Annotated in this window: 11 protein-coding genes; all 11 read left to right on the plus strand. The window is 65.9% G+C overall.

What is annotated here, in order from left to right; all coding sequences use genetic code 11:
• Positions 1–12: 12 nt before the first annotated feature.
• From rsmH to F2P45_RS03640, 11 genes are read left to right on the plus strand one after another with little or no spacing between them, the layout of a single operon-like run.
• Positions 13–975 carry a 16S rRNA (cytosine(1402)-N(4))-methyltransferase RsmH gene (gene rsmH / locus F2P45_RS03590; RefSeq protein ID WP_166870717.1) on the plus strand — a complete coding sequence of 321 codons (963 nt, stop codon included), beginning with the start codon at positions 13–15 and terminating at the stop codon, positions 973–975.
• A complete protein-coding gene (gene ftsL, locus F2P45_RS03595) occupies positions 972–1,244 on the plus strand; it encodes a cell division protein FtsL (protein WP_166870591.1) in 273 nt (90 codons plus the stop codon). The genes rsmH and ftsL overlap by 4 nt, the downstream gene beginning before the upstream one ends.
• A complete protein-coding gene (locus F2P45_RS03600; RefSeq protein ID WP_166870593.1) occupies positions 1,241–3,025 on the plus strand; it encodes a peptidoglycan D,D-transpeptidase FtsI family protein in 1,785 nt (594 codons plus the stop codon). The genes ftsL and F2P45_RS03600 overlap by 4 nt, the downstream gene beginning before the upstream one ends.
• The gene (locus F2P45_RS03605; RefSeq protein ID WP_229504900.1) at positions 3,025–4,575 is read left to right on the plus strand and encodes a UDP-N-acetylmuramoyl-L-alanyl-D-glutamate--2,6-diaminopimelate ligase; all 1,551 of its coding nucleotides are present in this window, start codon (positions 3,025–3,027) and stop codon (positions 4,573–4,575) included. The genes F2P45_RS03600 and F2P45_RS03605 overlap by 1 nt, the downstream gene beginning before the upstream one ends.
• Positions 4,575–5,960, plus strand: a complete 1,386-nt coding sequence (locus tag F2P45_RS03610) for a UDP-N-acetylmuramoyl-tripeptide--D-alanyl-D-alanine ligase (RefSeq protein ID WP_166870595.1) — start codon at positions 4,575–4,577, stop codon at positions 5,958–5,960. The genes F2P45_RS03605 and F2P45_RS03610 overlap by 1 nt, the downstream gene beginning before the upstream one ends.
• A 1-nt stretch (position 5,961) precedes the next feature.
• Positions 5,962–7,131, plus strand: coding sequence for a phospho-N-acetylmuramoyl-pentapeptide-transferase (gene mraY / locus F2P45_RS03615; RefSeq protein WP_166870597.1), 1,170 nt, complete (start codon positions 5,962–5,964; stop codon positions 7,129–7,131).
• Complete coding sequence (gene murD / locus F2P45_RS03620) at positions 7,131–8,651, plus strand: UDP-N-acetylmuramoyl-L-alanine--D-glutamate ligase (protein WP_166870599.1); 1,521 nt, start codon at positions 7,131–7,133, stop codon at positions 8,649–8,651. Before mraY ends, murD begins: the two co-directional genes overlap by 1 nt.
• Entirely contained in the window at positions 8,651–9,862 is a 1,212-nt protein-coding gene (gene ftsW, locus F2P45_RS03625) for a putative lipid II flippase FtsW (RefSeq protein WP_166870601.1), read from the plus strand. The genes murD and ftsW overlap by 1 nt, the downstream gene beginning before the upstream one ends.
• Positions 9,859–10,944: an undecaprenyldiphospho-muramoylpentapeptide beta-N-acetylglucosaminyltransferase gene (gene murG, locus F2P45_RS03630; protein ID WP_166870602.1), complete on the plus strand. Its 1,086-nt coding sequence runs from the start codon at positions 9,859–9,861 to the stop codon at positions 10,942–10,944. Before ftsW ends, murG begins: the two co-directional genes overlap by 4 nt.
• Positions 10,941–12,332, plus strand: a complete 1,392-nt coding sequence (gene murC, locus F2P45_RS03635; protein WP_166870604.1) for a UDP-N-acetylmuramate--L-alanine ligase — start codon at positions 10,941–10,943, stop codon at positions 12,330–12,332. The genes murG and murC overlap by 4 nt, the downstream gene beginning before the upstream one ends.
• A gap of 2 nt (positions 12,333–12,334) precedes the next feature.
• Complete coding sequence (locus tag F2P45_RS03640; RefSeq protein WP_166870605.1) at positions 12,335–13,303, plus strand: D-alanine--D-alanine ligase; 969 nt, start codon at positions 12,335–12,337, stop codon at positions 13,301–13,303.
• Positions 13,304–13,310: the final 7 nt, after the last annotated feature.

Genomic DNA, 13,310 nt, shown 5'->3' on the forward strand with positions numbered 1-13,310 from the left:
GGCGCGCCGATGATGAATGTGGTGGCGGTGCCGGAATTTCAGCACCGGACGGTGTTGCTGGACGAAGCGGTCGACGCGCTCGACCTGACGGGCGTACGCGCCGATGGCACTTATATAGACGGGACCTTCGGTCGCGGTGGACACAGCCGCTTGATCCTGTCGCGGCTGGGGCCGAACGGGCGCCTGTTTGCGTTCGACAAGGACTTGCAGGCGATTGCCACGGCCGGCCAGATCGGCGATCCGCGCTTCGAGATCGTGCACGACAGTTTCGCCACCATGCGGCAGGCCCTGGCCGCGCGCGGCGTGGCGCAGGTCGATGGCATCCTGCTCGACCTCGGCATTTCCTCGCCGCAGGTGGACGACGCCGCGCGCGGTTTCAGCTTCCGCAACGATGGCCCGCTCGACATGCGCATGGACACCACGCGCGGCGTTTCCGCCGCCGACTGGCTGGCCAGCGAGACTGAACAACAATTGGAAAGGGTGATTCGCGATTATGGGGAAGAACGGTTTGCTTTTCAGATTGCAAAGGCGATTGTTGCTCGCCGGGCAGTCGAACCAATTTCAAGCACACGACAGCTTGCCGGCATCGTGGCAAACGCGGTTAAAACCCGGGAGAAGGGCAAGGATCCGGCCACACGGACCTTTCAGGCTATCCGGATTTTCATCAATAAAGAGCTTGAAGACCTTGAAACAGGCTTGAGCGCGGCCTACGCCATGCTCGCGCCCGGTGCGCGCATGGCCATCATCAGCTTCCATTCGCTGGAAGACCGCATGGTCAAGCAGTTCCTGGCCAGCAAAGTCAAGGTCGAGCAGCCCGACCGCCGCCTGCCGATCCGCGCGGTCGACCTGCCGCAGCCGCTGATGAAGCTGATTGCCAAGATGAAGCCGTCCGACGCCGAGATCGCCGGCAATCCGCGCGCGCGCTCGGCCGTGATGCGGGTGGCCGAACGCTTGCCGGCCCGGAGCGTGCCGTGAACGGCAAGATCAACATCGTGCTCGCCGCGCTGCTGGTCGGCTGCGCTTTGTCGCTGGTGAACGCCCAGTTCCAGGCGCGCAACCTGTTCATCGAGCTGGGCAAGCTCGAACACCAGGCGCGCCAGCTCGACATCGACTGGGCCCAATTGCAGCTCGACCAGTCGACCCTGGGCACCAACGCGCGCATCGAACAGATCGCGCGCGACAAACTCGACATGACGCCGCTGACCCCGGCGCGCACACAGTACCTGACGGAAGGGGCGCAATGAAACGCGGTAACAATGGTGCGGCAGGCGCGCGCGTAGCGGCCTCGAAAGGCGTATCGTTCTCGAAAAGCCCGGTGCTGGCGGTCAGCCTGCCCACCTGGCGTTCGCGCGTCGTGCTGTTCGTGCTGTTCGCCTCCTTTGTGGCGCTGGCCGGGCGCGCCATGTGGCTGCAAACCGTGTCCAACGAATTCCTGATCGGCCAGGGCAAGAACCGCTACGAGCGCACCATCGAACTGCCGGCCACGCGCGGGCGCATCCTCGACCGCAACGGCCAGGTGCTGGCGTCCTCGGTGCCGGTCAAGGCGGTGTGGGCGATTCCCGAAGACGTGCTCGAGTCGCCGCCGGAAAAACTGCGCGCGCTGGCCGGGCTGCTCGACATGAGCGACGCCGCGCTGCGCAAAAAACTCGATTCCGACCGCACCTTCGTGTACCTCAAGCGCCAGGTCGAAATGCCGGTGATCGACCAGATCGCCAAACTCGGCATCAAGGGCCTCGACACGCGCAAGGAATACAAGCGCTTTTACCCGCAGGGCGAAATCGCGACCCACCTGGTGGGCTTTACCAACGTCGAAGACGCCGGCCAGGAAAGCATGGAACTGGCGCAGCAAAAGAACCTGGTGGGCACCACCGGCAGCCGCCGCGTGATCAAGGACCGCCTCGGCCAGATCGTCGAAGACGTGGGCCTGTCGAAAGAGCCGCACGACGGCAAGGACCTGACCCTGTCGGTCGACAGCAAGCTGCAATACATCGCTTTTACCCAGGTCAAGGAAGCCGTGGCCAAGTTCAAGGCCAAGGCCGGCGCCGCCGTGGTGCTGGACGTGAAAACCGGCGAAGTGCTGGCGCTGGCCAACTGGCCGACCTACGACCCGAACGACCGCAAGGGCCTGACCGGCGCGCAGCTGCGCAACCGCGTCATCACCGACACCTTCGAGCCGGGTTCGACCCTGAAACCGTTTACCGTGGCGCTGGCGCTCGACAGCGGGCGCGTCACGCCGACTACCCGCATCGATACCGGTGCCGGGCGCTTCGTGATCAATGGCGCGCCGATTTCCGACACCAAGCCGCACGGCGTGATCACGGTCTCCGAGATCGTCGAAATGTCGTCCAATATCGGCACCTCGAAACTCGCGCTGTCGATGCCGCCGCGCGAAATGTGGGAGATGTTTACCGAAGTCGGTTTCGGCCAGCAGCCCAAGTTCGGCTTCCCGGGCGCGGTGGCCGGGCGCGTGCGTCCGTATAAATCGTGGCGGCCGGTGGAGCAGGCCACCATGAGCTACGGGAACGGCATCTCGGTCTCGCTGCTGCAGCTGGCGCGCGGCTACATGATGTTCGCGCGCGACGGCGACACCATTCCGCTGTCGTTCCAGAAAACCACCGAGCCACCGGTCGGGCGCCAGATCATCAAGCCGAAAACCGCGCGCCAGATGCGCGAGATGCTCGAACTGGTGGTCTCGGGCGCCCACGGCACGGCCAAGCAGGCGCGCGTGGCCGGCTACCGCGTGGGCGGCAAGACCGGTACCGCCTACAAGGTCGAAAACGGCAAGTACGCGATTCCGCGCAAGTACATCGGGTCCTTTGTCGGCATGGTGCCGATGTCGAACCCGCGCTTCATCATCGCCGTCATGATCGACGAACCGACCGCCATCGGCCACTTCGGCGGCATCGTGGCGGCGCCGACGTTTGCCGCGCTGGCCGCCAACGCGCTGCGCGCACTGAATATTCCGCCCGATTCGGATGTGACAGAAATCGTCGCGCCGAACGATGGCTCCGGGGAGGTGATGTAATGACACAAATAATGCCGTCCTTGAATCCGCAGCAGGTCTGCACCTGGATCGCCCAGGCCGCCGCTGGCGCCAGGGTGGTGTCCGACTCGCGCCGCGTCAAGCCGGGCGATGTCTTCTTCGCCTATCCGGGCGACGCCGCCGACGGCCGCGCCTACATTGCCAAGGCCATCGAGCAGGGCGCCGCCGCCATCGTGTACGACGATCGCGACTTTGCCTGGAACGACGCCTGGAGCGTGCCGCACCTGGCCGTGGCCGACCTCAAAGCGCAGGCCGGCCCGATCGCGCACGCCTGCTATCGGATGCCCGACAGCGCCATGTTTACCGTCGGCGTGACCGGCACCAACGGCAAGACCTCGTGCGCGGTCTGGCTCGGCCAGGCCTTCGCGCGCCTGGGCGAGACGGCCGCCGTCATCGGCACGCTCGGCGTGGGCCTGTTCAGCGGCCGCGGTGAAGTCGAGTACGACGTCACCGGCTACACGACGCCCGACGCGGTGCTGCTGGCCGAAAAACTGGCCGGCGTGCGCGATGCGGGCGCCACCGCGCTGGCGATTGAGGTAAGCTCCATCGGGCTCGGGCAAGGCCGTACCCTGGGCATGCATTTCGACGTTGCGTTGTTTACCAACCTGACGCGCGATCATCTCGATTATCACGGCACCATGGAAAGCTACGAAGCGGCGAAAGCAAAGCTGTTCGCGTGGCCAGGATTGAAAACAGCAGTGCTTAACCTTGACGACCCGGCAGGACAACGCCTGGTCAACCAACTCGTATCCCGGCCCGGCGCCCCTTGCGTGACCGGCTACACCCTGCGCGACGTGGCCACCCAGCCCGACATCGCCGGTGTGACCATGCTGCGCGCCTCGCAGTTCCGCAGCCGCCACGCGGGTACCGAATTCCATCTCGATTCGCCGCTCGGCGGCGCCCAGGTCAAGACCAAACTGGTGGGCCACTTCAATATCAGCAATGCGCTGGCGGTGCTCGGTGCACTGCTGGCCAAGGGCGTGGCCTTGCGCGCCGCGCTCGACGCCATCGAAGCGCTCACGCCAGCGCCGGGCCGCATGCAGCAGATCGGCGGCCAGGATGCGCCGATGGTGGTCATCGACTACGCCCACACCCCGGACGCGCTGGAGCAAACCCTCGGTGCGCTGCGCCAGGTCGCGCACGAACGCGGCGGCCAATTGTGGTGCGTGTTCGGCTGCGGCGGCGACCGCGATCCGGGCAAACGCCCGCAAATGGGCGCGATTGCGCAGATCGCCGAACACGTGCTGGTCACCAGCGACAATCCGCGCAGCGAAGATCCGGCCGCCATCATCCGCCAGATCGTCGCCGGCATGGACGCGGCCCATCCGGCGTCGCGCTTCCAGGCGATCGAAGACCGCGCCGCCGCGATCCTGTCGGCCGTCAAGCACGCGGCCAAGCCGGACGTGATCCTGCTGGCCGGTAAAGGCCATGAACCGTACCAGGAAATCAAGGGCCGCAAGATGCCGTTTTCCGACGCCGACCACGCCGCGCTGGCGCTGGCCGCGCGCGTGACCATGATGAGGACCAACTGATGCACGGCACGCTCGCACAACTGGCCGCGTCCATTCCCGGCGCGCGCATGACGGCCGACGCCACCTTTGGCAGCGTCTCGACCGACAGCCGCAGCGCCGGTCCTGGTGCGCTGTTCGTCGCCCTGCGCGGCGAGACCTTCGACGCCCACGACTTCCTGGCGCAAGTGGCGGCCGGCGGCGCCGCTGCCGTGGTGGTGGAAAGCCTGCCGGACGGCTGGACCCTGCCCGCCATCGTGGTGCCCGATACGCTGGTGGCCCTGGGCGGCATCGCCAACCACTGGCGCGCGCAATATGGCATTCCCGTGATCGGCGTCACCGGCAGTAACGGCAAGACCACGGTCAAGGAAATGATCGCCGCGATCCTGGCGGCCGGCCTGTCGGAAGACGCGCGCCTGGCCACGCGCGGCAATCTGAATAACGAAATCGGCGTGCCGCTCACCTTGATGCGCCTTGGCGCCGAACACAAGGCTGCCGTGATCGAACTGGGCATGAACCACCCGGGCGAAATCGCGCGCCTGGCCGCGATTGCCGCGCCGACCATCGGCCTGGTGAACAACGCCCAGCGCGAGCACCAGGAATTCATGCACACCGTGGAAGCGGTGGCACGCGAAAACGGCGCCGTACTGGCCGGCCTGGCGCAGGACGGCGTGGCCGTCTTCCCCGGCGACGACGAATACACCGCGCTGTGGCAAGGCATGGCGGCCGGCCGCCAGGTTGTCAGCTTCGGCTTCGACCCCGCTTGCAACGTCAGCTGCGCGCATCGCGCCACCGATTTCGGCAGCGAACTCGATGTGAGCGTGCGCATGGACGGCGCGCCGCTGCGCAGCTTCAACGTCAAGCTGGCCGCGGCCGGCCTGCACAATGTGCGCAACGCGCTCGCGGCGATCGCCTGCGCCATCGCCGCCGGCATTGCGCCGGACGCCGTGGCGCGCGGCCTGGCCGCCTTCGAGCCGGTCAGCGGACGCCTGCAACGCAAGCATGCCGCCTGCGGCGCCACCGTCATCGACGACACCTACAACGCCAACCCGGATTCGGTGCGCGCCGCCATCGACGTGCTGGCGCAGTCCGCCGCGCCGCGCATCCTGGTGCTGGGCGATATGGGCGAAGTCGGCACCCAGGGCCGCGAGTTTCACGAAGAAATCGGCGCCTACGCGGCTGCGCGCGGCATCGGGTCGGTGCTCGTCACCGGCGAGCTGACCCGCCACATGGCCGCCTCGGGCGCGCAGCATTACACGCAGTTCGACGAATTATTGGCAGCACTCGATACACAATTGGGCAGCACCTCTGACGCGACTGTACTGGTGAAGGGATCGCGTTTCATGAAAATGGAACGGGTCGTCGCTCACCTGGCCGGATCACACAACACAAGTAAGGAAGCCCACTAACATGCTGCTCTGGCTCGCACAAATGTTCCAGGACGAACTCGGTCCTCTGCGAATCTTCAACTTCATCACCTTCCGCGCGGTATTCGCCACCATCACGGCGGTACTGATCGGCCTCGTCGCCGGTCCGGCCGTGATCCGCAAACTGACCTCGATGAAAGTCGGCCAGGCAGTGCGCCCGGACGGTCCGCAGACGCACCTGAAAAAACACGGCACCCCGACCATGGGCGGTGTGCTGATCCTGATCGCCATTGGCGTCTCGACCCTGCTGTGGTGCGACCTGTCGAACCGCCTGGTGTGGCCGGTGCTGGTGGTGACCCTCGGCTTTGGCGCCATCGGCTGGGCCGACGACTACCGCAAGGTGGTCTACCAGGACCCGGAAGGCATGCGCTCGGGCGAAAAATACTTCTGGATGTCGCTGATCGGCATCGCCGCCTCGCTGTACCTGGCGTTCTCGGTGTCGGCGCCAACGCCGGGCAAGGTGTGGGACCTGTTCTACGCGTGGGTGCAGTCGGGCTTTTCGCTCGACCTGCCGCCCAAGGCCGACTTGATCGTGCCGTTCGTGAAAACCGTCAGCTATCCGCTCGGCGTGTGGGGCTTCATCGCGCTGACCTACTGCGTCATCGTCGGCACCAGCAATGCGGTCAACTTCACCGACGGCCTCGATGGCCTGGCGATCATGCCGACCGTGATGGTCGGCTCGGCCCTCGGCCTGTTCGCCTACCTGACCGGCAGCGCCACATACTCCAAATACCTGTTCATCCCGCACATTCCCGGCGCGGGCGAGCTGTTGATTTTCTGCGGCGCGATGGCCGGCGCGGGCCTGGCTTTTCTCTGGTATAACGCGCATCCGGCCCAGATGTTCATGGGCGACGTCGGCGCGCTGGCGCTCGGCGGCGCGCTCGGCACCATTGCCGTCATCGTGCGCCAGGAGATCGTGCTGTTCATCATGGGCGGCGTGTTCGTGGCCGAAACGGTCTCGGTGATCATCCAGGTCAGCTGGTTCAAGTACACCAAGAAGCGTTACGGCACTGGCCGCCGCGTGTTCCTGATGGCGCCTTTGCACCATCACTTCGAACAAAAAGGCTGGAAAGAGACCCAGGTCGTCGTGCGCTTCTGGATTATCACGATGATGCTGGTGCTGGTCGGCCTGTCCACCCTGAAGCTGCGCTGATGAACCACCTCGAACAATACGCCGGCAAGCACGCCCTGGTCCTCGGACTGGGCGAGTCCGGTCTCGCCATGGCGCAGTGGCTGGCGCGCTGCGGTGCGCGCGTGCGCGTGGCCGACACGCGCGAAGCCCCGCAACGCCTGCAGGCATTGAAAGACGCCGTGCCGGATGCAGAGTTCATCGGCGGCGAGTTGGGAGAAGCACTGCTCGATACGATCGACTTCGTGGCGGTCAGCCCGGGCCTGGCGCCCGAGCGCGAACTGGCCAGCATCCTGCCGGCGGCTGGCGCGCGCGCCATTCCGGTCTGGGGCGAGATCGAACTGTTCGCCCAGGCCCTGGCGGCGTTGAAAGAAGAACGCGCGTATGCGCCGAAAGTCATTGCCATTACCGGCACCAACGGCAAGACCACCGTCACCAGCCTGACCGGTTTGCTGTGCCAGCGCGCCGGCCTGTCGACCCGCGTGGCCGGCAATATCAGCCCGGCGGCGCTCGACGTGCTGCGCGAAGTACTCGACGGCGCGGGGGCGGAAAGCGCTCTGCCGCAAGCCTGGATTCTCGAGTTGTCCAGCTTCCAGCTGCATTCCACTTTCAGCCTTAACGCCGATGCCGCCACGGTCCTGAACATCACCCAGGACCATCTCGACTGGCACGGCAACATGGATGCCTACGGTCTTGACAAGGCGCGCATTTTCGGCCCGGCGACGGTTCGCGTGCTCAATCGCGACGATGCGGCGGTGATGCGCATGGCCGCCCAAGGCAGCGTGGTGCGCACCTTCGGCACCGGCGAGCCGCAGGACGCCGACAGCTTCGGCCTGCACAACGAACGCGGCGTGCTGTGGCTGACCGTGGCCGTGGCCGGTGAAGAAAGCGAAAAGAAGCGCAAGAAAAGCGACCCGGTCGAAGTGGTGCCGTGCACGATCAGCCGCCTGATGCCGGCCGACGCGCTGCGCATCCGCGGCCTGCACAACGCCGCCAACGCGCTGGCCGCGCTGGCCCTGTGCCGCGCCATCGGCCTGCCGTTCGCGCCGCTGCTGCATGGCCTGCGCGACTACCAGGGCGAACCGCACCGGGTCGAACTGGTGGCCGCCATCGACGCCATCGACTATTACGACGACAGCAAGGGCACCAATGTGGGCGCCACCGTGGCTGCCTTGAGCGGCCTGGGCAAGGCCTTCGGCGGCGAGTCGCAAAAGATCGTGCTGATCGCCGGGGGCGACGGCAAGGGCCAGCAATTCGAACCGCTGGCCGAACCGTGCTCGCGCTACGTGCGCGTGGTGCTGCTGATCGGGCGCGACGCGCCGCTGCTGCGCGCGGCCATCGAGCCGTCCGGTGTCGATGTGATCGACTGCGACACCCTGCCCGAAGCCGTGCGGCGCGCCTCCGCGCTGGCGCAGCCGGGCGACGCGGTGCTGCTCTCGCCGGCCTGCGCCAGCTTCGACATGTTCACCGGCTACGGCCACCGCGCCCAGGTGTTCGTCGACGCCGTGCGCGAGCTGGCGCTCGACAAGGGACAGGATCTCTGATGGCCTTCCAGTTTCCATTCAAATTCGCCGGCTCGGCTTCGGACGCATTGTCCGGGGACCGCACACGCCCGTCGAAAATGATGGAATACGACCAGCTGCTGGTCTGGGTCACCGTGCTGCTGATGCTGTTCGGGATGGTGATGGTGTACTCGGCCTCGATCGCGCTGCCCGATTCGCCCAAGTACGCCAATTACAAGACCACCTACTTCGTGCAGCGCCAGGCGATTTTCATCATGGTCTCGATGCTGGCCGGGTACTTCGTGTTCCGCATTCCGGTCGCGCTCTGGCAGCGCTACGCCTCCCCCCTGTTCGTGGGCAGCCTGGTCTTGCTGGTACTGGTGCTGGTGCCGCACGTGGGCTTTTCGGTCAACGGCGCGCAGCGCTGGCTGGACCTCAAATTTTTCAAGCTGCAGCCGTCGGAAGTGATGAAGATCGCCGCCGTGCTGTATGCCGCCGACTACACGGTGCGCAAGCAGGAATACATGCACAAGCTGACCAAGGGCTTCCTGCCGATGGCCGGCGCGATCGGCCTGGTGGGCCTGCTGCTGCTGCTCGAACCCGACCTGGGCGCGTTCGGCGTGATCGTCTGCATCGCCATGGGCATCCTGTTCCTGGGCGGGATCAACGCGGTCTGGTTCGGCGGCATCGGGGCGCTGCTGGTGACCATTTTCGCCGCCATCATCTTCTTCTCGCCATTCCGGCGCGCGCGCATGTTCGCTTACCTGAACCCCTGGGCCGAGGGCAATTCGCTCGACAAGGCGTATCAGCTGACGCACTCGCTGATCGCTTTCGGGCGTGGCGAATGGTTCGGCGTGGGCCTGGGCGCCAGCGTCGAAAAGCTGCACTACCTGCCCGAAGCGCACACCGACTTCCTGATGGCGGTGATCGGCGAAGAACTGGGCCTGGCCGGCGTGCTGGTCGTCATCGCCATGTTCTACTGGCTGGTCAAGCGCGCCTTCGACATCGGCCGGCAGGCCATCGCCATCGACCAGACCTTCGCCGGCCTGGTGGCCAAGGGCATCGGCATCTGGATCGGCGTGCAGACCTTCATTAACATGGGCGTGAACCTGGGCCTGCTGCCGACCAAGGGACTGACCTTGCCGCTCATGAGTTACGGCGGCTCGGGCGTATTGATTAACTGTGTGGGACTGGCGATTTTGCTGCGTATCGATTATGAGAACCGTGTGTTGATGAGGGGTGGACGGCCATGAAGCGTTTGATGATCATGGCGGCCGGCACCGGCGGGCATATCTTCCCGGGGATCGCGATCGCGCAGACCATGCGCCAGCGCGGCTGGGACGTCAGCTGGCTGGGTACCTCGCACGGCATGGAGCAGGAGCTGGTGCCGAAGAACGGCATCGCCATCGACAGCATCGATTTTTCGGGCATGCGCGGCAAGGGACTGAAACACAGCGTGAGCGGCGCCTTCAAGATGGCCGCGAGCTTTCTGGCCTGCCGCCGCTTCATCAAGCAGCGCAAGCCCGACGTGGTGCTTGGCATGGGCGGCTATGTGTGCGTCCCGGGCGGAATGATGGCGCGCGCGGCCGGCGTGCCGCTGGCACTGGTCAACGCCGACGCCGCGCTGCTGCTGTCGAACAAGACGCTGGCGCCGCTGGCCAAAAAAGTGATGTTCGGCTTTCCCGCCGATTTCGGCAGTGCCGCCGCCAAGGCCATCGTCACCGGCAACCCGGTGCGCAAGGAAATCCTGGCCATGACCGCGCCGCAGGAGCGCTTCGCGGCCCGCACCGGCGCGCTGCGCATCCTGGTGGTCGGCGGCAGCCTCGGTGCCAAGGTATTGAACGAGAGCGTGCCGGCCGCGCTGGCGCTGCTGCCGGAAGAGCAGCGTCCGCGCGTGACGCACCAGTCGGGCAAGAAGAATATCGACGCGCTGCGCGAAGCGTACGCCAAAGCCGGCGTGACGGCCGACGTGGTCGACTTCATCGACGACATGGCCGGCGCCTACGCCGCGGCCGACGTGGTGATCTGCCGCGCCGGCGCGATCACGGTGTCGGAACTGACGGCGGCGGGCGTGGCCAGCGTGCTGGTGCCGTTCGTGGCCAGCACCACCAGCCACCAGCGCGACAACGCGCAGTGGATGGACAAGCAGAAGGCGGCGATTCATTTGCCGCAGACGGAATTGAGCGCGCAGCGCGTGGCCCAGCTGCTGCAAGGGCTGAGTCGCGACGCCTGCCGCGCCATGGCCGAGGCCGCGCTGGCGGTCGGCAAGCGCAACGCCAATGAAGCAATCGCAGACGTACTCGAACAACTGGCAGGAACGGCAAACAGAACATGAAACATAAAATCAAGAACATTCACTTCGTCGGCATCGGCGGCAGCGGCATGAGCGGCATCGCCGAAGTGCTGCTCAACCTCGGCTACAGCGTGTCCGGCTCGGACCTGGGCAGCAACGCGGCCACCCAGCGCCTGGCCAGCCTGGGCGCGCAGGTGATGCTCGGCCACGCGGCCGACAATATCCTCGGCGCCGACGCCGTGGTTACCTCGACCGCCGTCAAGGACGACAACCCGGAAGTGGTGGCGGCGCGCGCAGCGCAGATTCCCATTGTGCCGCGCGCGATTATGCTCGGTGAATTGATGCGCTTGAAGCGCGGCATCGCCATTGCCGGCACCCACGGCAAGACCACCACCACCAGCCTGGTGGCCTCGGTGCTGGCCCAGGGCGGACTCGATCCCACGTTTGTGATCGGCGGCCGCCTGAACAGCGCCGGCGCCAACGCCAAGCTGGGCACCGGCGAATACATCGTGGCCGAAGCCGACGAATCGGACGCCTCGTTCCTGAACCTGACGCCGATGATCGAAGTGATCACCAATATCGACGCCGATCACATGGAAACCTACGAGCACGATTTCGAAAAGCTCAAGCAGGCCTTCGTGCACTTCACCCACCGCCTGCCGTTTTACGGCCGCGTGATGCTGTGCATCGACGACCAGCACGTGCGCGACATCATTCCGTTCGTGACCAAGCCGATCACCACTTACGGCTTTTCCGAAGCGGCCCAGGTACGCGCCATCAACGCGTCCGCCATCGGCCTGCAGATGCATTTCACGGTGGTCCAGGAAGGCTATCCGGATACACAGTTCATCCTCAACCAGCCCGGCATGCATAATGTGCAGAATGCCTGCTCGGCGATCGCCATCGCACGCGAAATCGGCATCGACGACAGTGCGACCCAGCAGGGCCTGGCCGAGTTCCACGGTGTGGGCCGGCGCTTCACGCGCTACGGCGACATCGCGATTCCGGGCGGCGGCAGCTTTGCATTGGTGGACGACTTCGGCCACCACCCGGTCGAGACCGAAGTGACCCTGGCGGCGGCGCGCGGCGCCTACCCGGGCCGGCGCCTGGTACTGGCCTTCCAGCCGCACCGCTATTCGCGCACGCGCGACCTGTTCGAAGATTTTGTGAAGGTGCTGGCCACGCCCGACGTGCTGCTGCTGTCCGAAGTCTACGCCGCCGGCGAAGCGCATGTGGTGGCCGCCGATGGCCGCGCGCTGGCGCACGCGCTGCGCGTGGGCGGCAAGGTCGAGCCGATTTTTGTCGAGGCGATTGCCGACATGCCGGCTGCCATCATGAACGTGGTGCGCGACGGCGACGTCGTGATCACCATGGGCGCCGGCTCGATCAGCGGCATTCCGAATAAACTGGTTAACCCCGTGGAGGCTTGAGCATGAGTGCATTCAATTCCGGCGACGCCGCCGCACTGGGCAAGGTCGGCGTGCTGTTCGGCGGCCGTTCGGCCGAACGCGACGTCTCGATCATGTCCGGCAACGGCGTGCACGCCGCGCTGCAAAGCAAGGGCATCGACGCCCATCTGTTCGACACCGGCGAGCGCAGCATCGCCGACCTGGCGGCCCAGGAATTCGACCGCGTGTTCATCGCGCTGCACGGCCGCTTCGGCGAAGACGGCAGCCTGCAGGGCGCGCTCGAACAGCTCGGCATTCCCTACACCGGCAGCGGCGTGATGGCGTGCGCGATCGGCATGGACAAGATCTACACCAAGATGATCTGGCTGATGCGCGGCCTGCCGACGCCGCGCTACGCCTCGCTCGACGCCGGCACCGACCTGGCGCAGGTGGTGGCGCAGCTTGGCCTGCCGCTGATCGTCAAGCCGCCGCACGAAGGCTCGAGCATGGGCATCACCAAGGTGCGCGCCGCGGCGGAACTGAAACCGGCTTACGACGTGGCGGCCGGCTTCGACGAAGTGGTGCTGGCCGAGGAATTCGTCAGCGGGCGCGAACTGACGGTGGCGGTGCTGGGCCGCGGCGCGCAGGCGCGCGCGCTGCCGATCGTCGAAATCGTGGCGCCGGGCGGGAACTACGACTACCAGAACAAGTACTTCACCGACGACACCAAGTATTTTTGCCCGGCGCAGCTGGACGAAGCGACCAGCGCGGAAGTATCGCGCCTGGCGGTGGAAGCCTACCGCGCCATCGATTGCGAAGGCTGGGGCAGGGTCGATGTGCTGCTGCGCGCCAGCGACAACAAGCCGTTCCTGATCGAGGTCAATACCTCGCCGGGCATGACCAGTCACTCGCTGGTGCCGATGGCGGCGCGCGCGCTGGGTATCAGCTATGAAGACCTGTGTGTCGAGATTGTTCGTTCGGCACGCTTGAAAATGGCCCAGGGCCAGGGTTAATACAGTA

The organism is Massilia mucilaginosa (assembly GCF_011682145.1).
Taxonomy (GTDB): Bacteria; Pseudomonadota; Gammaproteobacteria; order Burkholderiales; family Burkholderiaceae_D; genus Telluria_A; species Telluria_A mucilaginosa.

Excerpts from the sequence above, each read along its gene's own strand:
- F2P45_RS03600 (WP_166870593.1), top strand. The coding sequence starts at position 1,241 with ATGAAACGCGGTAACAATGGTGCGGCAGGCGCGCGCGTAGCGGCCTCG.
- rsmH (WP_166870717.1), top strand. The coding sequence starts at position 13 with ATGAATGTGGTGGCGGTGCCGGAATTTCAGCACCGGACGGTGTTGCTG.
- mraY (WP_166870597.1), top strand. The coding sequence starts at position 5,962 with ATGCTGCTCTGGCTCGCACAAATGTTCCAGGACGAACTCGGTCCTCTG.
- F2P45_RS03640 (WP_166870605.1), top strand. The coding sequence starts at position 12,335 with ATGAGTGCATTCAATTCCGGCGACGCCGCCGCACTGGGCAAGGTCGGC.
- murC (WP_166870604.1), top strand. The coding sequence starts at position 10,941 with ATGAAACATAAAATCAAGAACATTCACTTCGTCGGCATCGGCGGCAGC.
- murD (WP_166870599.1), top strand. The coding sequence starts at position 7,131 with ATGAACCACCTCGAACAATACGCCGGCAAGCACGCCCTGGTCCTCGGA.
- ftsW (WP_166870601.1), top strand. The coding sequence starts at position 8,651 with ATGGCCTTCCAGTTTCCATTCAAATTCGCCGGCTCGGCTTCGGACGCA.
- F2P45_RS03610 (WP_166870595.1), top strand. The coding sequence starts at position 4,575 with ATGCACGGCACGCTCGCACAACTGGCCGCGTCCATTCCCGGCGCGCGC.
- F2P45_RS03605 (WP_229504900.1), top strand. The coding sequence starts at position 3,025 with ATGACACAAATAATGCCGTCCTTGAATCCGCAGCAGGTCTGCACCTGG.
- murG (WP_166870602.1), top strand. The coding sequence starts at position 9,859 with ATGAAGCGTTTGATGATCATGGCGGCCGGCACCGGCGGGCATATCTTC.